Genomic DNA, 18,477 nt, shown 5'->3' with positions numbered 1-18,477 from the left:
GTCTTTCAGATGCCGTCGCGATCGGGCTTCGGCTGGTTCTGCGGGGCCTGCTGGTTCTGGTAGAGTGGCGAGCCCATGGCCCAGGTCGGCAGGGGAAGGCCGCGATCCAGCATCATCCTCACCTCCAGCTGACGCTGGTCGAGGACCTCCTCGTAGTCGCGGCCCTGCTCGGCGCACTCGTCTTCCAGCGTGCCAAAGCCAGCCTCCATGCCCAGCACCGCGCCCTGCCGCTCGGCCACCGGGTCGACCCAGCCGCGCGCCGGCCCGATCCACCGGCAGGTCATGTAGGCTGTTCGCATGGATGCGAACGGGGGCGCCTTGCGGGGCAGCGGGACGCGCTTCAGCGCGATCGCCTCTTCCAGCCAGGCGCCATAGATGGGGTTGGCGAAGCCCACCGCGAAGTTGTCGCGCCGCCGCTTCAGCGTCTTCCAGGCTTCCAGCATCGCCGCGCGGGCGCTGCTGTAGTTGGTCTTGCTGTAGTCCCAGGAGAGCTGCTCGGCCGACTGGCCGGTCGCCGCGGCAAAACGCCGTAGCACCGCGCCCTGGAAGGCCTCAAAGCCGCTGTTCGGCCGGGTGGCCGTCACCGACTTGACCTCATCGCCAGGCGCTAGCACCGGAATCCGCGCCCCGTTCAGGCTCAGCGGATTGCCCTCGTGGAACTCGCTGCGCAGCTTCTGGTACTCGCTCAATCCGCCGTCTTCGTTCAGCACGCTCTGCACGTCAGAGGGATCGAAGGGCGACTGGATGAAGGTCGCAAAGATCGTCTGCAGCAGCGCCTGCTGCAGCTCCGCCTGGTCGTAGCGCGACAGCATGCGCATGGCGCCCAGCACCGGCGTCACCACGCTGGTGCCGCGATGCTGGCCGCGCCGATCCGGCTCGTAGTCATGCACCACCACCGGGCGGCCCCAGGGGGTCTCCCGCTCGAAATAGTCCCAGCGCATGCTTTCCTGGGCGAGATAGAGATCGCCCTGGTGCGCCTCGCGGATATGGTAGCCCACCGTGACGCCGAGACTGTCCAGCTGGCAGCCACCGCGCAGATCCTTGGTGTCCTGCTGCTGATACGGGTTTGACAGCCGGTCGGGGTCGATCAGCTGCACCGTGGTGGCATAGCGGGCGCTGCCTTCGCCGATCCGCTCCGGCAGCCACAGCAGCGGTGCCAGCGCGTCGCCGTCCACCACCTTGTGGCGCAGGGCCAGCCAGAACATCTGCGTCATGTTCAACTGCCGGGCGGCGTCGCAGTGCTTGCCGGCGTCATTCGCCCACATGCGCCACTCGGCCTCGGCGGCCCGGCCGAACTCGTCGGCCCAGCTGCTGTCAAAGGCGCCGCCGCTGGCCAGGGCCAGGGCCCGGTAGTCGGGCTTGGCCACCAGCCGGAACTGGCTGCCGACCGCGCTGTCGACGATGCGGGTGATGCCGCCAGCGGCCCAGCCATCGTTGCGCACCACATCGCGCGAGCGCGCGACCATGCGGTCACGGTCGTTGTTGATCTCGCCATCGGCTGAGCGGAGCCAGGGGTTCCACTCCCCCATCTCCGACCCGAACATATTGGCGGCATCGTAGGCGAAGGCGCCGGCCATGCCGCCCGGCCCGGCCCGTGTCGCCGGGATCATCGCCTTGCCGCCCGCCGGCGCCGCACTGACGCTGGCCGCGGCCTTCCGCTCTGCGCGGCGCTCCTTCTTGCTCACCGAAAGGAGACGCCGATGGCGGTCTGGCGCTGGCCGAGCAGGTTGTTCAGCTGGCGGATCAGGCCACGCAGGCGGTTTTCATCCGCCGGCGTGTAGGTGACCGACCGCGAGCCGGTGCCCTGGGCATAGGCCACATTCACCACCTTCTCACCGGCCGCCAGCCCCAGCAGTGCTTCCTGCAGGCGACCGCGCCAAGCCGTCAGCTGGTCGCGCGACATGCCGGCGAAGGTGCCGCTCTGTATGGTTCCCGACATGGCATCCTCATGAGGCCCAGCGCGACGTGCGCGGCGGGCGAGCGGCCGGCGGAGGCGGTGCCGCCGGCGGCGGCCCGCTCTCGGCGACCTGGTCTTCAGGGAGGCGGCGCGCATCCGGCGCCGCCTGATAGGGTTGCGCGGCATCGTCGGCCCTGCGGTTCAGGCCGAGGCCGAAATGCAGCAGGCCGCACAGCGCGGCATAGGCGTAGACCCGGCAGTCGAGCGCCTCGTTGCGCCGGCCCGGCAACTGCACCCAGACCCGGTACTTGCGGCCGCTGGCCTCGCGCAGGTCGAGGCGCTCCGCCAGCAGCTGGGCGTACCAGTTGATGTCGCGATCATGCGGCACATGCATGTAGCCGGCGCCGGGGCCCTCGATCGCCAGCCGCGCCCGCACCACGTCCTTCGCCGCATTCACGCCGATCACCACCGGCCGGTAGCTGGCCTTGGTGCGCGACATCGGCCGCTTGGTCGGCCATACCGGGTTACGCACGCCGTTCTGCGCGCTCTCGCCCTTGATGCCCCAGATCTTGCGCGACAGCCGCGCCTTGCAGAACTCGTAGACCTTCTGCGTGTTCTGGCCGCCGGTATCGATGCAGGTGGCCGAGATCACGAAAGGCCGGCCATCGTCGCGGTAGAAGGTCCGCTTCAGATAGGCGTCGACCTTGTCCCACACCGCGCCGGTGTTGGCGTCGCCCTCGATCACCTCGTAGTCGATCGACCAGCTTTCCTCGTTGCGGCCCCAGCCGACCGCCTCCAGCTCGACGCGGTCGGGCTGGACGTCGATGCCCACCGTGATGATGGCGACGCCGTGCGGCACCTGCCCGGCCCAGATCTCGCCGCGCTCCGCCAGCTTCTCCAACACCAGCGCCTTGCCGCCATTGGCGCGGTAAGGCAGGCCCGCCTGGGTATTCCACCAGGACATGAGCAGATCTTCGTTGCCCTGCGCCGCCAGCCACTTGGCCGCGATGTCGGCGGGCTTGTCCTTCTGCCAGGGTGAGAACAGCTTGCCGGCCTGGAAGCCGGCATGCTTGTTCGATACCGCCCAGGCACCGCAGTGTCGGCATCGGGCGCGATAGACCGCGTGGCGAGGCCCGAACCACCAGTCCCACACCGCGGCGACCGGGTCAGGCTGCTCGGCGCCAGGCTCGACGGCCTCGCAGCTGCGCCAGGTGCGGTCATACGCCTCCAGCGGCATCTGTAGCTCGCCGCAGCATTTGAACGGCCGCGTCTGATGATGCCGGGTGGTGGCCAGCGCCCGCAGGCGCTCGCCCTCCGACCAGCCACAGCCGCAGGCCTCGCAGTAAATCTTCGCCGTCTCCGGCTTATGGGCGCCGTCCGCTTTGTCCCACTCGACGTGCTTGAAGAAATCCAGGAACTGCCGGTGCTGGCAGTGCGGGCATTCCACCGAGGCGCGCCGCTGGTCGCTGTCGGCATAGCTGGCCGCGATGCGGCTTTCGTCCTCGACGGTCGGCGAGCACACCCGCAGCGATAGCCAGTTGACGCCGAAGGTCGCCGTGCGCTCCTCGGCCAGCGTGATCGGGTCGCCCTCGCGGGTGACCGGGTACTTGTCGACCTCGTCGCAGAGCAGCACCCGGATCGGCCGGCGCGCCAGGTTGTCCGGGCTGCCGGCGCCGGCCAGTGCCAGGAAGCCGCCCGGGAAGCTCTTGAACAGCAGCGTCTCGTCGGCTTTGCGGGTCTTCGCCGTGCCGATCAGGCCCTTCAGTTTGGGCGTGGCCCGCACCATCGGCGTGATGCGCTCCTTCGAGAACTGCTCGGCCGCGGCCTCCTTCGGCTGCAGCAGCAGCATCGGGCAGGGATCGAGATGGGCGAAGTAGCCGAACACGTTCTCCAGCAGCGCCGTCTTCAGCAGCTGCGTGGAGACCATCGCGGTGATGATGTGCACGCCGGGCTCGGTCACGGCCATCATCGGCCCGCGCGCCACCTCGACGGTGCCGGTGCGCCATTTGCCAGAGGTGCTGCCGGCTTCCTTGGCCAGATAGCGGTTGTCGTCGGCCCATTGCGGGACGCTGATGCGCGGCGGCGGCGTCCAGCCTTTACGCGCTGACGTCCTGAGCCGGTTTATCTTCCTCGAAAGCGCCGGGCTGGGGCTCTCCGAGATCTTCGAGCTGCTGCTGGACATACTTTGTCAGGGCCTCGACGACTGTGGCCGCCTCCAGGCCCAGGTCGGCCGCCAAGAGCGGGCCGATCTTCGCCGGCCAGTTGATCCAGGCATCGCGCGCCTGGCGCGCCACCTCGAACAGCACGCCTTCCGCCAGGGCCAGCTCGATCAGGGCGCCGGCTTTCTTCTGCGCATCGAGCGCCTGCTTCAGCGCCAGGGCGGCCGCCTTCACGCGCTCGGAGGTGGCGAGCGCCGGGAAGTCACCGCCCAGCACCCGGCGGGCAAACTCATCGAAGTCGATGCTCTCGCCGTCCTCGCCCTCGTCGCTGGCGGCGGCCCGCCGGCGCTTCAGGGCGCCGCCCCGCGGCTGCGGCTCCAGGTCCTCGGCGACCGCCGCGGCGGGTGCGGACACCGGCGCCGCCGCGCTGCGGACAGTGCGGACACCAGGTGCGGACATGTCCGCACTGTCCGCAGGGGTGTCCGCACCCGTGTCCGCATGCCGGTTGGCCTTGCGCCAGCCGCTGCCGACCCAGGCCGGCGACAACTTCCCGTCGGGCAAAGGTGTGAGATATCCGGCGCTTATGGCGCGGCGGATGATCTTATCACTGATCCCTTCGCGCCGCGCGAACTCGCGGATCGAGATCCCTTCCGCAGCCGGTGCGGACACTGCGGACACTGCGGACACGATTTCATATCCCTTAGCTGGGGCTGACCCGCGGGGCGAATTGTCCCGTGCCCCTACCCCCCCTGGGGAAGGACCCAAGAAGGGGGGTGGGGGTGGGTGGGCTCCCCTCCCCCTCGGGCCTAGGCCTCGGGCTCGGGCTCGGGGACGGGCTCAGGGCCCCGGTAGGCGGGCGCTGGGGCGGCCTTCTCGCGTGGCAGGTCCCATGTGAGGGTCACGCCGTAGGAGCCGCCCAGCAGCCCCACCTTCGCGGGCTCTGGCATGGTGCGGAGCGCGGAGGCGTAGTGCGTCCGCAGCGCCTCCACCACCTCAGCCGGCGTGAAGGCCGCCCGCACCGACTTGTCGATTTCCATGGTCACTTCCTGGCTGTGGAGAGCGCCTTCGCCAGTCTCTGGCGGAAGGCAGAGGGCCAGACGGCCTTCGCCGTCTTCAGGGTCCGCTGCTTGAAGCCGAAGCGCGGCTTGTATGTCGCCTTGTCCGCATAGAAGGCCAGCAGCTTCGCGGCGCCGCGCTTCATGCGCTGGTACAGGCCCGGCACACCGTCGATCTTGCCGCTGAAGGTGCTGGGCTTCGCCCGCGCCGCGGCGACGGCACCCTTCGGCATGTTGCCGTACTGGTTCCGCCGGATGCCGCGCGGCAGCAGGAAAGCCCGCTTCTTCGGCGTCTTCGTGCCGCCGGTCTCCTGCACCTCGAGGTATTCCGCCTGCCGGTCCTTCACGAACACCCGGGCTTCGAGCTTGCCCTTGCTGGCGCGCTCGACGCCGATGGCATTCAGGGTGAAGGGCGTCGGCCGGTCGAAGATGCTGGGCAGCTCGCGCTTCACGCGGATCTGCGCCGCCTGCGCCGTATCGTTCAGGGCGCCGGCGGCTGCGAACGGGATCTGCTTCTTGGCCAGGTCATCCAGCGCCCGCGTCATCGGCCTGAAGTCGGCCCGGAAGTCTGGGCGCATGCTGGATCAGCGCACCTCGAGCGTGGTGTAGCCCGGCCGGCCCTTCTTGCCCGGCATGTGCTGCCCGACCATCGAGCGGGTGATCTTCTCCCCCACCGTATCGGGCGTGCCGATCACCTCGGCCCGGGTCAGCACATGCTTGCCGGCGTAGGCCATCGGAGCGTCGCCCATCGCTTGCAGCAGCACCGGCTTCAGCTCCTTCAGCCGCTTCTCCAGCCGGTTCTTCTCCGGCGCGCCCTTGGCGTACTCACCGGCCATCGCGATCAGCGCCGGGTCGGTGATGACGGGATGGTTGGTGCTGGGCGGGGCGGCAGTTGCCTCGGCCTTCTGGGTACGGGTCTTCGGGGCTGTAGCCATCAGGCTGGTGTCCTTTTGAGGATGCGGGCGACCTGTTCGCGGTGCCAAACGTCACCGCCGGCAGGCGTGCGGATGCCGCGCGCGGTCAGCGCTTCGGCGATCTGCGTGTTGTTGGTGCAGCCGGCTCTCTGTGCCGCCAGGATGGCGGGCATCACATCGCGGGCGTGCTGCGCCGCCTTGGCGATGCGGATCTCGGTGGCCTGTCCGACCGCGCCTATGTCGCCCGCCTTGATGCGCGGGTTGCCGAGCCGGACGCCGCGCGCTTTCGCCGCCTGCAGGGCGGCCTTGGTGCGCGCGGAGATCATCTCGCGCTCATGCTCGGCCACGGCGGCCAGGATGTGGATGGTCAGGCGACTAGCATGCGGGTTGTCGCAGGCGACAAACTCGATGCCGGCTTCCATCAGGTTGGAGACGAAGGCGACGTTGCGCGCCAGGCGGTCCAGCTTGGCGATGACCAGCGTGGCGCGGCGTGATCGGCAGGCGGCGATGGCCGCAAGGATCTGCGGGCGATCGTTCTTCTTCCCACTTTCGACCTCCCGGAACACATCCAGGATGCGGCCGCCGGCGGCGCGCACATGGCGCTCAACCGCCTCTTGCTGGGCCTCTAATCCGAGGCCGCTGGCGCCCTGCTTGTCGGTCGACACGCGGTAGTAAGCGACGAACCCTGGAACGCCGTCCCCGCCCCCCAGCCTCTTCAGCGGGGTTTTGCGGGCCATTCTGGTTCCCGGTTATGGGTCGAAGAGGGCGCACATTTCGAAACGGACGTTTGACGAAATGTGCGGTCTGCTGCTTGCCTTCCTTCGGATCAGAAAGGCGTCGAACATGGCTCTCTCGGATGAGGAAAAGCGCGACATCAACGACCAGATCCGGGCGATTATCCGCCGGTCCAGCGTGCGCGGACCGAATGATAGCCCCGAGACTGTGGCCACCCTCATGGTTCTGGCGGTGTGCCGGGAACTCGGATTGGCGCATGAGGATGTGCCGGCCGCTCTGCTCCGCGGGCTTACCCAGTGGGGCGACACCGAGCCGCAGTAAGCGTGCCTTTCAGCCGATGCTACGGCGCCGGCGCCCAGCTGTATGTGACCGGACCGATCACATGGCCGGCGAATTTCCCGTCGATGAACAGGCCGAATGTCGGCGTGGCGACGATGCCGATCTGCTGCAATGGCCAGGCCAGGCGCTCCATGGCTTCGCGCCACAAGCGGCGGTCACCATGCTCGCGCTCCGGCGGCACCATCTGTCGCTCCCCCCAGGTCCGCAGCACGCGGGCATGGGCGAGATCGATGCGCCGCTGGCGGTACAGGCGATCGAGACAGCGAACCACATCGTCCGGCTCGCAGGGGCGCGCGACCGCATCGAGGCTGGTGACGGGACCGGCGCCATCGCGGCGTGCCATCAGCACGCCCATGGTCCAGATCCACGCATCATCAGCGGAGGCGAAGGGTCGCGCGCCCTCGGACGCACCAGCCGGTGCGTCTGTGGAAAGGGTCATGCGGATTGTCCGATGGGGGGCCGCCCGAGGGCCCAGAAACGGAAAACGCCCGGGGCCTGGAAGGGCCTCGGGCGCTGATCGGGTCAGAATAGTGGTTTCTATGCCCAAAACTGGGGCGAATGGGCAAGCGGTATTTTACAGCTCGCCCGGAAGGTCCCGATCGAACCGCCAGTTGACCGCCCAGTCGGCGCCGGCGAGCTGCTGGCCGTAAAGCGCCTGGCAGATCCAATCGATGCCCTGGTCATGCCAGCGCTGCACCGCCTTGTGGTCGCACCCCAGGGCCTTGCCGATCTTGCGCAGGCTCCAGATGTGCCGCTCGTTGCGCGGATTCACCAGCGCCCGCATCAGCACAATGCGGCGGATGACGCGCTTGTCCGGGCTGATCAAAGCGACCCAGCGCATAGCCTCATCCATGCGGCCGATGGCGCGCGAGGAGGGAGCCGGCGGCCGGATCATCTCATCGGAGCCATAGCCCCAGACCTCCGCGGCGACTTCGGCACCCTGCGGCCAAAAGGCGCGGTAGCCGGACGGCAGACAGCCCGCGTTCGGCAAGGAGAGCAGCGTGCGGCCGGCCTCCTCCATCCGATAGACCACGGTCTCGTGGTCATAGATCGGCTTCGCCCACTGCTGCCCAGCGGGCGGGAGCGGCTTCGACATCATGTTCATAGAGTAGCCCCTCGCCCGAGCGACATAGTGAGAGCGGCAGCGTCCGGCTGGGCGCAACGGTGCTGGCTCGATGCCCCGCAGGACGGGGCGGCAAATTGGGAATGGCGCCGCTGAACGGCAAAGCGCCCGGCGGCCTGATGCCGTCCGAGCGCACTACGCCTTAGCGTAGAAAATTCAGTGCCATATTCTGGGGCATTTGGGCCAGCAGAATGGTGACGATGCGACAAAAACAGCCATGCCGACACGAAATCCTCGAACGCCGGAGCCCCCTTCGGCGTCGGAAAACATTACAGATTGCTCACGGGCGTGTGAAGATAATTCCGCGCTGCGGTTGAGACGGGCGGAAGAATTCTGCGCCTTTCGCCGGGGTTTGAGACAGGGCGGCCTTCAAGCGAACCAACTCAGCCTTCCCCTCCTGGCTCAGCATCCGCCCCAGCATGTCCTCCAGCTGGCCGGGATGCTCCTCGGCGTCGATCTTCGCCTGCCACTTCGCCAGCCACCCCCGGTCGGAACTCGTCAGTCCCCGTTCATCCCGCTCGATGCTGGGCCCAGCCGAAGTCGGCGCAGCAGTTGGCGCGGCGGAACCCTTCTCGGCCGCGTCCTCGTCGCACCACAGCTCCCAGCGCTGGGACCAGTCGGCCAGGCGCTTGCCGCTGGCGAGGAACGTCTTGCGGAAGCGCACCGTCAGCGGCGCAGGGTCCAGGCCGAGGCGGCGGGCGTAAGCCTCCCCTGCCTCCCCTGGTTGCCAATCCGGCGGGAGGGGGGTCGGGCGCGCGCTCGCGCCCCTCCCCCTGGTGGTTCCTTGGTGGTTCTTTGGTGGTTGGGGTGCAGCTGCTGCACCCAAGAATGACGAAATTTGCACCGCATGGGCGACAGAATCTGCACCGCACGACGCCAGATCCTGGGCGTCGGCCTTGGGTGCGCCATTTGCACCCAAGCCAGAATTCGGGGCAGAGGAATCCGAAAGATCGTTATCCTGACTAGACTCTTTTGAAGGCTTCTGGGCCTTTGGCTTCTTGGGTGCAGATGGCGCACCCAAAGCCGGTTGCGTCAGGTCCAGGTGTCGGTTCAGCCGGTAGCGAGACGAGGTGCGATGGCGCCGTTGCACCGTGATCAGGCCCATCTCCTCCAGCACCGCCAGAGCGTCCAGGACGGCCCGCTTCGACAAGCTTGTGCAGTCACAGATGAGCTGGACCGAAGGCCAGCACCCATCACGCTCGTCGGCAAAATCCGCCAGCTCGCGCAGGACCGTGCGCGGAGAGGGCTTGATCCGGGTGCGGTGCATGCCCTTCACCCAGTTCATGCAGGGAATGCTCATGTGCGGTATCCCAGCCTAGGAAGGCGTTCGCGTTGATGCGAACGGGTAGAATTGGTCAGGCATCCGGCACCGGCCGGCGCTGATCCCCGGATTGGCATGGCGGTGAGCTGCGCGCTGGTCACCGCGCAGGCCACAGGGGGGGCGTTCGCATTGATGCGAACGCCCCTGGAGGTTTAGGCGCCCGCCGCCGCCCAGCTCCTGAGCGGGCATTGTCGTGGCGGCGGGTCGCCCCTCGCCCGCACGGAGGGGGTCCGGGGGCGAGAACTGAAAGAGAGCGCGGCGGCCGCGCGTCATCGGCGCCTTGGATTCCGACATGCCCGTCATGGCTGCGGTGCCGTGTGCCGGGTCCAGACCGAGCGCATGGCGGCCAAGATGCCGGCCATGCCACGGCGGGTGCCGCCCTCGACGATGACGGTCATGTTCGGCTTTGCACGGCGGACCTGGATCGTCGCCAGCAGGTTGCCGATGGCCCGGTGCAATTCGATGGCCTCGCGCTCGATCCGCGCCAGGTCCTCCTCACACAGGTAGCCATCGGCCAGGCTTTCAGCCGCGGCGCGTTGCAGATCCGCATTCTCGGCGGCCAAGTTGGCCAGCTTCCGCAGCACGCACTCGCCGGCCACGCCATCTACGCGGACCAGCATGTATCCTAAGCTGCGTGCAAGCTCTGCCGTGATCAGCGGTTCTTCTGCAATCTTGTCCAACCGTGCGACCAGATCCGCCGGTATCCAGCGGTCTGAATTCAGCGATTGGTAAGCTGAGACGATCGACCGGCGAACCCGGCGGCCGTCTGTGCTCAATGCAGCCACGGTAGCGTCCAGCCCGCCAAGGCGCTCAACCTGCAGACGGGTCATCGTCTTCAGGGCGTTATCCGCCAGGGATCGTGAATTGCCGGCCATACGGACTAGCTCCAGTTTACCGCGCCGCAGCGCGCCGGCAGTGAATCCCCATGACGATGGGTGGAAGATCTTGGTCCGGCGGCAGGCATAAGCTGTCCCCTGGCCGCCTGGCTCGAACCGGCGGCGCTGCTGCGATTTGGGCAAGCCCCACGGTTCGCTATTCACGCCGCAGCGGAACAACGAGTCCATCAGGCACAACAAAAGGGTTCGGCAATCCGCGCGCGAAGCGGCTGGCCGGCCTGGTCAGGCTCGGGGTGAGCGGAGCGCGCGGCCGTTTACCTGCGGCGAAACAGGTAATTGCGCTCCGCGTGAATCAGCGGCCGTGCATCGTCCAGAGGGGAAAGATGGGCGGGCGGCATGGTTTCAGCCCGCCGCCCGAGCGAAGCGGTGGCCGGCTCGTTGCCGAACCGGACCACCACCGTCACCATGGGAGCTGCAACACACCCCATGGAGAACCTGGTGCTCGATTTCCTGCTCGGATGTCTGATCTTGACCGCCGTAGTTGGCGGCCTCCGTCTCATGATCCGGGCGGAAAGAAAGAAAGCGGATGTCGGACCTGCCGAAGCCCCAGCCGGCGCGCTGGGCGCCTCGACGGAGGAAGCGGCCGATCTGCCCGTTCTGGGAACCTCGGCCCTGCTCATCCGCTACCGGGACAGCTCCAACCAAGAGTCCGAACGCCGGATCACGCCCAAAAAGGTGCGGGGTATGGTGAGCAGCGGCCAGCTGCAGATCAGCCACATCGAAGCCTACTGCCATTCCAGGAAGCGGGCGCGGACCTTCAAGCCGGAGCGGATTCTGCAGGCGGCCGATGCCGAAACGGGCGAGGTACTGGTGCTGCCGAACGGTCTTGCCGACTGGCTTCAGCCGCGTATCAGCGCCTGAGCGCGCCGCTGCTGGGCCCACGGGCTCCAGCGCATCTTCGGTGTCAGTACGAGATCCGCGCATTAGGCCAACTCCGGCTTCTTCCGTGGAACAAACTCGCTGGCTGTGACAGCGCCCCCCGTGACTTCTTCGATCCTCGCGACGGAACTCCAGTCGGGACGGCGGGCGCCAGTTACCCACGAGTGCACCGTGCTGACGGGCTTCCCCAGCAGCGCAGCTAGCTCTGTCACGGTTAGGCCGCGTTCGGCCCGGAATTCGGCGAGGGTCATGCGGCCAAATTACACACAGAGTGGATTTACACACAAGGTGGAATTCTACCCCTCGGGTCTTCGGCGCGAAGCCCGTTCCCCGGATGATAAGGGTATGAAATCCCAGCCAAATGGTCTCTCAGACCAGGCCAAATCCATGCAGAACAACCTCAAGCTTTGGCGGAAAGCGAAGGGACATACGTTACGCGCTCTTGCAGAACATACAGGGAACAAGATATCTACACTGTCAAGTTGGGAGAACGGAGTCCGTGCCATGGATTTGGACGACCTCAGAAAGTTGGCTGACTTCTACGAAGTCCACCCAGCCGCCCTGCTGATGACGCCGAGCGAGGCGGCATCTAAGATTCCGGTCATGCAGCAGGCTGCGTCTATCGCGCAGAGCATGCCCGAAGATGTGGCGGCCTCCTGGTTGACGATGGGCCGATTCGCGACACCCGGGACGAAGGAAGAATAATTTCCACACAGAGTGTAATTTCTCCTTGCGAGATTTTCCACTCTGCGCGTAAATCCTCCCCACACCCAGTGTGAGGAGGCCCCCAAGTGGCAATCTCTACCGCCTTCGTTTCCACCGATCCCGCGCCGCCATCTGCGCTGTCGATCGATGTCCCTGCGCCGCTCGCCGGCCTGATCCTGATCGCCGCCGGCATGAGTCAGCGCTGGCGCCAGCAGACCCGGCAGACCGTCCAACTGGTGCGCTCGAAGCGCGCCCAGAAGCTGGCCGAGGCCAAGCGCGCAAAGCGCAATCAGCTGCCGCCCGCGAGCCGCAGCCGTAGCCAAGCCCATTACGAAATGCTGTCGCTGGAGAACCGCGCTCTTGCGCTGGCGGCCGAGGCCGAAGGCGATGCCGTCATGGCCGAAGCACACGCCGCCGAGGCCGACTGGTTTGCCGCGAAGGCGAAGGCGCAGGTCCTGTGGGAGCAGCTGTGATGCACATGCCGCCGCCCCTCTCCGCCATGGAAGCTTGCCGCACCGTTCTCGCCCTGCAGGCGCCTCCGCTCGACGTCATGCCGGACGAGAACCTGCGGCTGCGCCAAGCGCTTCGCTGGTGCCTGCTCAACGAGCCGAACAGCGCTGCTGTGCAGATCCTGATCCGCGCTGCCGTCGACGAGCTGCCGCCCGGCAGCCGCATCGACCCGCCAGACCTCGACGAGCATCTGCAGCTGGTGCGGCTGCTCGGCGCCCTGCCGTGGGTTCGCCGCGGCTTCATCCGCCTCGGCCGTGACAGCGACGCATGGCAGGTCGCCGCCGAGCTGCTGTGCGGCCAGGCCTGCCTGCCGATGCCGGAGCCGGGGGAGGTACTGTAATGGACCTCTTCGGCTTCGAGGCCCCTTCCCGCCCCGCCCGCCAGGCGCCTCCGCCGGTCCAGGAAGCACCGCCGCCCGTGCGCGCTGTGCCGGCGCCGCCCCCTCCGCCGCCGCCCGTGGTGGCCCTGCCCGTTTCGGTCGGCCCGTTGGGTGAGGATCTGCCGCCGTGGAAGCAGCCGCGCCGGCCGATGGCTGAGCGCTCCCTGCAGGGCTGCGCCGACATCGAGAACGTCACGGACGGCGCCACGCTGTCGCTGGCCTACGCCTTCCAGGGCTGGCAGCTGACGCCGCCGGGCAAGGCGTACAGCGGCATGACCTTCGCGCGCGCCCTGCTGTGGGCCATCGCTTCGCTGGAAGCGGATGGCTGGCTGCGCCCGGCGGCCGAACCCGGGCCGGCCTCCCGCTTCGTGCTGGACGTCCACCCGCCGGTGAATTGTGGGTTGGAGGTCTACCAGCTGCTGACGCAGATGCTGGCGGCGGTGCAGGCCGGCCAGGTGGTGGTCAGCGATCCGCAGGACGCCGCCGCCCTGAAGCGCTGGGCCGGGCATGCGGAGCGCACGCTGTTCAACCATCGGCAGGCGGCGATCGCGCGGAAAGAGCCTCATGTCTAGGCCGGTCACCCGCGTCGGAGATCTGCTGGAGCGCCTGCTCGCCGGCGAAGCGCTGGTGAAATGCCACGGCATCGGCTGGACCATCGGCGCCGAAGCCGTCGCGGTGCCTGATGTGCTGGTGCGCAGCCTGCAGGGCAGCACCTTCCGGCTGGAAGTCGGCGGCGACGGCCTGCCGGGCATCGGCAGCTCGCAGACGATGCGGCTGGTGCGCGTGCCCACCTCGGACGATCTGCTGCACAACCTTCGTCAACGGATACGCACCATCGGTGGCCTGCGCAGCTGGGCCCGGGAGAACGACCTGTCCTGCGGTCAGGTCGGCGACGTCGAGAGCTGCACCCGCCCCATGTCGCCAGCGGTCGCCGCTGCCATGGGCTTCGAGCGGATCACGTACCTCTGGCGGTCCGCCCGCGAGCGGGGGGCAGCATGACGAAGGTGCATCCCTTCGACGTCTGGCTAAGCCAGGCGCTACGGCTGGCGCGCCGATCGCGCAGCGAAGCCGTTCGCACGATTGCGGACATGCAAACCGACTTCTGGCGGAACCGCTGGCACGAAGGGCTGTCGCCCAGGGCCGCAGTTAACCGCCTGCGCATTCTTTGGAGTTGACGATGTCGAGCAGTCGAGTCGAGTTTCATCTGCTGCACATCTACCGGGAGGGCATCCTGTCGGCAGCCTACTCGGCGGGGATGATGGTGCGTCAAGGCCGCTCCGCGCCCGAGATCGCGCGCGCCCTGCACCGCCAGGCCTTCCATGATGATTTCGGGCCGGAGCAGCCGCCCGAGAATGACAACCGGGTGCGGCAGCCTTGAGCGCGGGGAATGGCAATCTTCGGGGTTTCGCCTCCGAAAATCTGGACGCTCCACAAGCGACCGTCACGCGGGGCGAGAGCACGACCAGTGACCAGGCGGACTGCAGCTGCAGCATGGTTCAGCGCGATGGTTAAAGCTGTCAGAGCGCTGCTGCGCGGTTCAACCTTTCTTCGAAGCGTCGAAAAACATCGGAAAAAAGCTCCGTTGCCTTTTGAGCTTGATCACGTCGCTGATGCCGATGGTATTAGCCTTTCGTCGCTCTCCTCCTGAAGGAGTAATGACTTCAAGGTCTGGGTTTTCAATGATGGCGGTGTGAATATCGTCGGTGTGCGCAGGGGTTACGTTGTAAATATCCCCGTAGAAGTCGCTTACCAAAACGGCGTCTCCAGACTCGCTTATAAGCCGAGGAATATCATCTGAAAGCTGGCTTCTAGCGGAGTTACGGCCACTTTGGTCGAAGAGGTAAAGCGCTCCCTCATCGTGGCGGGGGTCATAGGAAAGCATGTTGAGGCCTGACCGGCCAAAGTGTGCCTGCAGATGCGCATTATCATGCAACACGTTGTTGTAGACTTGACGCGCCCGGTAAGCATTAGCGAAGTGAATGAACCAATACCGCCAGCCGTTCGGATTATTAATGGAGAATGGGCTTACGTAGGGTGCGCAAACATGAAAGGCATCGAAGACAATTCTTTCTGCTGCGCCAAGCCACTGTTGGTGTCCCATCAATGAGTCGAGACGCTGAACATCCTGAATGGAAAGCCCAAGGTATCCAAGTTGTGCACTCAAACGCTCGGGTTGGTTCTTACGCAAAAAGGCTATGAGCGAACCAATCATGAAGGTGTAGAAAATTTCTGCGGACGGATACGAACGCATAATATCTAGTATGGTGCTTCTTTTGACGTGGCTATGGCCGCACTGATCGAGGTTGAAAAGAACATTTCGATACCGTCCTGCCTCAAGGAGAAGCTTGATCTTTGGATAGGCCTTTTCAAAAAACTCCGTCATGTACTCAAACCGCAGGTGAAGCCTTGGGCAGGTCTCCATCACCTCAGCTCTTAGCGGCGCTACATGAGATTTCAGAAGCTCAATAACACCGGGGCCGGCGTCGTTGAAGATCAGCAAGCATTCCACCTCGACTGTACCGAGGCCCTGCGCCACGCGATGCGAGTTCACCGCTTCGACGGCGCTCTTTAGCTCCTCAATGAAGATCAGCGGTGATCCAGGCGCTCCATGTTTATAACGGCCTCCGCCTGCAAACCCATCGACAATAGCAAGGCGAAATTTCTCCTGCTGAGGTAGCTTGCATCGAACAGTGAGGTAGTCGCTCACATACTTTCGCAGGATACTGTGCTTGCTTTTCGAGTGATCTTCAAGCGGTGCACCGACAGCCCATGGGTACGGCTTCTCGACCATCTGCCCTCTTCGCTCTCTTTCTTTGACCGTTAAGCCGTCATGCCAGGAGCAACAGGCATCTCGTCCCAGGTTTGTCCACGATACTCACGCCCATTAGCCTTTTTCGACCGCTTTTTGTTATCCTTCCCCCAGGTTCCCCATTGCTTGAAGAAGAAAGCCGTATTGGCCGAGATGCATTGAGCATAGATCTCGTCTATCCACTCTTCGCGGATAGGACGAGCGGATTTGCCGCTTTCACCACCTACGATCGCCCAATGGATGCCGCGCAAATCGACAGCACCAACCGAGCTGATAAGAGGCTCGAATGAGATGAAGCGGATCGCCGCAGGCGCTTTGCGCAGATGAGAAAGCCGGTCGACCACATCTGCACCTTCTATGCTTGTGCCAAGCCAGACATTCGGCAGGATGTCGCCAATTTTTTGCGTAACGAGATGCGCCATACGTTCCGGACGCTTGGTCAGAATCTGATAGTTATGGTGTGGCGTCCTGAGCATCACCTTCCAAACATCGAGGATGAAGGCGTCACTGACCCGCTCGTGGAACAGGTCGCTCATCGAGTTCACGAATATCTTGCGGGGCTTCCGCCAGCGTAGGGGTATGGACAGCGCATCACGGTCCTCGCGCACTACGCCGTTCCAAACCGTTCTCCGGCCGGTCTTCCGCGTGAGGCCGGCATACTTCGGAACGCCCATGGCTTCTAGCCGCTTGGCCATCTCCATCGCGTAGCAGTGCGTGCAGCCGGCAGAAACGATCGAGCACCCTGCGACGGGATTCCACGTGGAATCAGTCCACTCAATCTGGGTCTCGGCCATCTTCCACTCCTAGCGTTTGCAGTGTTCACGGCGGTCGCCTGCCAGCGCCCTTCTACCACAACGTTGCGTTACGGAAGAGGTAATCGTCTATGTTTCTCCGTTCTATAATTCAATCAATTCAATCATTTACATATAAGCCTTCATGTTCCGTTGCCCCAGATTTTTGCCGTAGGGTTCTGCCGCCAGATCTCCGCTGGCCGCAGGTAGCCCATGGCCACCTCAGCCGAGCGGTGCCGGGTCTGCCGCATCACCTGCGCCAGATCCGCCCCCGCCTCCCCAGCGGCCGTCGCCAGCCCTGCCCGCAGGGAATGCCCGGAGAAGCGCTCCCAGCCGTCCAGGCCGGCGTCCTGGGCCGCCACGCGCACCAGACGCCAGACCGCCTTGTCGGAGAGCTGGGCGGCGCTGGGGCGGCCTGCCTTGCTTAGCCCGACGAACAACGGCAGCTCCGCATCCGAGGCGCCGCCGCAGAGATCTGCGGCGTCCCGCCGGAAGCCCATCCAGGCCTGCCACGCCGCCAGCGGGCAGCAGGCGGGCTCAGCCGGGTTGGCCCAGATGGCGACCAGGGCGCCGGCGCCGTGCGGGTCGGTCTTGGAGCGGCGAATGCTCACCTGCAGCCCCTTCCCCGCCACGGCCACCACGTCGCCCAGCGCGAGGCCGACCAGCTCGGCACGGCGCAGCGCCGCCCCGAAGCCGATCAGCAGCAGGGCGCGGTCGCGGGCGCCGAGTGGCGTGTCGGCCGCCGGCCGCGTCGTCAGCATCTGGCGCAGCAGATCCGGGGTGGCGGCGGCGGCCTGGCGACGCGGTCTTGTGCCGGTGCTGCGGATGATGCCTTCCAGCACCATGCGCAGGCGGGCATCGCCGAGATCCAGCGCCAGGCCGGCTAAGCGGTGGGCGGCCTGGATGGCGGCCAGGTGCACGCGCAGGGTGGCGACCGAGCGGCCGTCATCGGCCAGGCGCACAGCGTACATGGCAACCGTGTCGGGATTGGCGCCAAGCGGTTCGCGGCCCAGGCCAGCGCACCAGGCGGCATAGGCACCCCAGGCGCTCCGGTAGGCGCGGCGGGTGCCCTCCCCCCTCGCCCGGGTGGCATAGACAGCCGCCCGGCCGGACAGGGCGTGCAGCGCCGCCGCTGGGCCCGTATCCGCCGGCAGGTTCAGATCGCCCAGTAGGGAAGTGGAGAGGATGCGGCTGGTCATGCCATCAGCCTAGACCAGCACGACGCCGCTCCCGCAAGCGAAGGCTTTAACGCGTAGACATCACGTCTGGCGCAGCCAAAGGCGATCATTGGTCGGGAGCGGTTGCCTGAGCCAGCGCTCCAGTTCTCCCACCAGCCACACCCGAATCTCCGGGCCAATATCCGTCTGCAGAGCAGTGATAGAGGCGGGCAAGGCCATGCCCTGCTGATGCCTGTTCCAAAGCCTGTCGAGTTGGAGATCCGTAGCATGCTGGGGCATGAGGGAGCGCATCGCGGTTAGAGGTGACGGGAGCAGGAAGCTCAACCAAAGGTTGAGTGCCTGAAGCGATTAAGGCGCAGTTCCACAACCTGGCAAGCATTAAAATGCTGCTACGCACAATATTACCTAATGAAAATAATTGCCGTTTTGTGCAAGTTGCGCGGATGGACGTTGTACCGCCGCTCGAATCCAGCCTCGACAGTGTAGGCCCCGAAGGGTCCATCACGCGTGGGTTGGCTGACCTCAGCTCTCCCGGACTCTCCACGGGTCACTGGCCCCTCGCCGGCCGGGGTCTGTCCAGCCAGCCGCCTGCGCCTGCCAACTGGAACAGTTCGGCTCGGACAGAGCAAACGCGTACTCCTCCGATCAAGACAGGTGCCCTTCACTCCGTCCGAAAATAGGAATGGACGAACGGGCGCAGGCGTTGCCTACAGCAGGCGAATGCGGCCTTTAGCGTCAGGCATGCCGAATTCCCCTGGAGCTACCGCGACGATGCGGCCATCGGGAC

General features: G+C 65.9%; 25 protein-coding genes. 9 read left to right on the top strand and 16 right to left on the bottom strand.

Features of this window, described 5'->3' with window-relative positions; translation table 11 throughout:
- Positions 1-5 precede the first annotated feature (5 nt).
- The 8 genes from IBL26_RS18925 to IBL26_RS18890 all read right to left on the bottom strand — a co-directional run bounded on the left by IBL26_RS18925 (position 6) and on the right by IBL26_RS18890 (position 6,762).
- Positions 6-1,685: a phage portal protein gene (locus tag IBL26_RS18925; RefSeq protein ID WP_187786078.1), complete on the bottom strand. Its 1,680-nt coding sequence runs from the start codon at positions 1,683-1,685 to the stop codon at positions 6-8.
- Positions 1,682-1,939: a gpW family head-tail joining protein gene (gene gpW, locus IBL26_RS18920; protein ID WP_187786077.1), complete on the bottom strand. Its 258-nt coding sequence runs from the start codon at positions 1,937-1,939 to the stop codon at positions 1,682-1,684. Before gpW ends, IBL26_RS18925 begins: the two co-directional genes overlap by 4 nt.
- 7 nt (positions 1,940-1,946) lie before the next feature.
- On the bottom strand, positions 1,947-4,079 hold the full coding sequence (locus IBL26_RS18915) for a phage terminase large subunit family protein (RefSeq protein ID WP_187786076.1): 2,133 nt from the start codon (positions 4,077-4,079) through the stop codon (positions 1,947-1,949).
- Complete coding sequence (locus IBL26_RS18910) at positions 3,994-4,743, bottom strand: hypothetical protein (RefSeq protein WP_187786075.1); 750 nt, start codon at positions 4,741-4,743, stop codon at positions 3,994-3,996. The genes IBL26_RS18915 and IBL26_RS18910 overlap by 86 nt, the downstream gene beginning before the upstream one ends.
- 119 nt (positions 4,744-4,862) lie before the next feature.
- Positions 4,863-5,093, bottom strand: coding sequence for a hypothetical protein (locus IBL26_RS18905; protein ID WP_187786074.1), 231 nt, complete (start codon positions 5,091-5,093; stop codon positions 4,863-4,865).
- A gap of 2 nt (positions 5,094-5,095) precedes the next feature.
- Positions 5,096-5,689, bottom strand: a complete 594-nt coding sequence (locus IBL26_RS18900) for a hypothetical protein (protein ID WP_187786073.1) — start codon at positions 5,687-5,689, stop codon at positions 5,096-5,098.
- Positions 5,690-5,695: 6 nt separating this feature from the next.
- Positions 5,696-6,046 carry a hypothetical protein gene (locus tag IBL26_RS18895; protein ID WP_187786072.1) on the bottom strand — a complete coding sequence of 117 codons (351 nt, stop codon included), beginning with the start codon at positions 6,044-6,046 and terminating at the stop codon, positions 5,696-5,698.
- Positions 6,046-6,762, bottom strand: coding sequence for a recombinase family protein (locus IBL26_RS18890; RefSeq protein WP_187786071.1), 717 nt, complete (start codon positions 6,760-6,762; stop codon positions 6,046-6,048). The genes IBL26_RS18895 and IBL26_RS18890 overlap by 1 nt, the downstream gene beginning before the upstream one ends.
- 106 nt (positions 6,763-6,868) lie before the next feature.
- Here IBL26_RS18890 and IBL26_RS18885 point away from each other — a divergent pair, with 106 nt between their 5' ends.
- Positions 6,869-7,081 (top strand): hypothetical protein, encoded by a 213-nt coding sequence (locus tag IBL26_RS18885; RefSeq protein ID WP_187786070.1) that lies wholly within the window; start codon positions 6,869-6,871, stop codon positions 7,079-7,081.
- 19 nt (positions 7,082-7,100) lie between these two features.
- Here the strand turns inward: IBL26_RS18885 and IBL26_RS18880 are convergent, their stop codons facing one another.
- The 4 genes from IBL26_RS18880 to IBL26_RS18865 all read right to left on the bottom strand — a co-directional run bounded on the left by IBL26_RS18880 (position 7,101) and on the right by IBL26_RS18865 (position 10,607).
- The gene (locus IBL26_RS18880; RefSeq protein ID WP_187786069.1) at positions 7,101-7,538 is read right to left on the bottom strand and encodes a hypothetical protein; all 438 of its coding nucleotides are present in this window, start codon (positions 7,536-7,538) and stop codon (positions 7,101-7,103) included.
- A gap of 135 nt (positions 7,539-7,673) precedes the next feature.
- A complete protein-coding gene (locus IBL26_RS18875) occupies positions 7,674-8,195 on the bottom strand; it encodes a DUF6362 family protein (RefSeq protein WP_187786068.1) in 522 nt (173 codons plus the stop codon).
- A 307-nt stretch (positions 8,196-8,502) separates the two neighbouring features.
- The gene (locus IBL26_RS18870) at positions 8,503-9,522 is read right to left on the bottom strand and encodes a helix-turn-helix domain-containing protein (protein ID WP_187786067.1); all 1,020 of its coding nucleotides are present in this window, start codon (positions 9,520-9,522) and stop codon (positions 8,503-8,505) included.
- Positions 9,523-9,842: 320 nt separating this feature from the next.
- Positions 9,843-10,607, bottom strand: a complete 765-nt coding sequence (locus tag IBL26_RS18865) for a phage regulatory CII family protein (protein ID WP_187786066.1) — start codon at positions 10,605-10,607, stop codon at positions 9,843-9,845.
- Positions 10,608-10,775: 168 nt separating this feature from the next.
- Between IBL26_RS18865 and IBL26_RS18860 the strand changes: the two genes are divergently transcribed.
- Positions 10,776-11,300, top strand: a complete 525-nt coding sequence (locus tag IBL26_RS18860) for a WYL domain-containing protein (protein WP_187786065.1) — start codon at positions 10,776-10,778, stop codon at positions 11,298-11,300.
- A gap of 62 nt (positions 11,301-11,362) precedes the next feature.
- Here IBL26_RS18860 and IBL26_RS26145 read toward each other — a convergent pair whose 3' ends face one another.
- Positions 11,363-11,569, bottom strand: coding sequence for a helix-turn-helix domain-containing protein (locus IBL26_RS26145; RefSeq protein WP_187786064.1), 207 nt, complete (start codon positions 11,567-11,569; stop codon positions 11,363-11,365).
- On the opposite strand from IBL26_RS26145, the gene IBL26_RS25975 reads away from it, so the two are divergent.
- From IBL26_RS25975 to IBL26_RS18820, 7 genes are all read left to right on the top strand, one after another.
- Positions 11,568-12,023, top strand: a complete 456-nt coding sequence (locus tag IBL26_RS25975; protein ID WP_367615464.1) for a helix-turn-helix domain-containing protein — start codon at positions 11,568-11,570, stop codon at positions 12,021-12,023. The genes IBL26_RS26145 and IBL26_RS25975 overlap by 2 nt on opposite strands.
- Before the next feature lie 86 nt (positions 12,024-12,109).
- Positions 12,110-12,496, top strand: a complete 387-nt coding sequence (locus IBL26_RS18845; protein ID WP_187786062.1) for a hypothetical protein — start codon at positions 12,110-12,112, stop codon at positions 12,494-12,496.
- Positions 12,496-12,873, top strand: a complete 378-nt coding sequence (locus IBL26_RS18840; protein ID WP_187786061.1) for a hypothetical protein — start codon at positions 12,496-12,498, stop codon at positions 12,871-12,873. The genes IBL26_RS18845 and IBL26_RS18840 overlap by 1 nt, the downstream gene beginning before the upstream one ends.
- Positions 12,873-13,484 carry a hypothetical protein gene (locus IBL26_RS18835; RefSeq protein ID WP_187786060.1) on the top strand — a complete coding sequence of 204 codons (612 nt, stop codon included), beginning with the start codon at positions 12,873-12,875 and terminating at the stop codon, positions 13,482-13,484. The genes IBL26_RS18840 and IBL26_RS18835 overlap by 1 nt, the downstream gene beginning before the upstream one ends.
- Positions 13,477-13,911, top strand: a complete 435-nt coding sequence (locus tag IBL26_RS18830; protein ID WP_187786059.1) for a hypothetical protein — start codon at positions 13,477-13,479, stop codon at positions 13,909-13,911. Before IBL26_RS18835 ends, IBL26_RS18830 begins: the two co-directional genes overlap by 8 nt.
- A complete protein-coding gene (locus IBL26_RS18825) occupies positions 13,908-14,087 on the top strand; it encodes a hypothetical protein (protein ID WP_187786058.1) in 180 nt (59 codons plus the stop codon). The genes IBL26_RS18830 and IBL26_RS18825 overlap by 4 nt, the downstream gene beginning before the upstream one ends.
- Positions 14,088-14,089: 2 nt before the next feature.
- Entirely contained in the window at positions 14,090-14,290 is a 201-nt protein-coding gene (locus IBL26_RS18820; protein WP_187786057.1) for a hypothetical protein, read from the top strand.
- A gap of 159 nt (positions 14,291-14,449) precedes the next feature.
- On the opposite strand, the gene IBL26_RS18815 is transcribed toward IBL26_RS18820, so the two are convergent.
- The 3 genes from IBL26_RS18815 to IBL26_RS18805 form a co-directional block, all read right to left on the bottom strand.
- Positions 14,450-15,703 (bottom strand): three-Cys-motif partner protein TcmP, encoded by a 1,254-nt coding sequence (locus IBL26_RS18815; RefSeq protein WP_187786056.1) that lies wholly within the window; start codon positions 15,701-15,703, stop codon positions 14,450-14,452.
- A 29-nt stretch (positions 15,704-15,732) separates the two neighbouring features.
- On the bottom strand, positions 15,733-16,515 hold the full coding sequence (locus tag IBL26_RS18810; protein ID WP_187786055.1) for a DUF5131 family protein: 783 nt from the start codon (positions 16,513-16,515) through the stop codon (positions 15,733-15,735).
- 140 nt (positions 16,516-16,655) lie between these two features.
- The gene (locus IBL26_RS18805; RefSeq protein ID WP_187786054.1) at positions 16,656-17,711 is read right to left on the bottom strand and encodes a site-specific integrase; all 1,056 of its coding nucleotides are present in this window, start codon (positions 17,709-17,711) and stop codon (positions 16,656-16,658) included.
- Between the last annotated feature and the right edge of the window lie 766 nt (positions 17,712-18,477).

The sequence above is a fragment of the Teichococcus aerophilus genome (assembly GCF_014490485.1).
Classification (GTDB): Bacteria; Pseudomonadota; Alphaproteobacteria; order Acetobacterales; family Acetobacteraceae; genus Pseudoroseomonas; species Pseudoroseomonas aerophila.
This window is presented reverse-complemented; position numbering and strand designations above follow the sequence as displayed.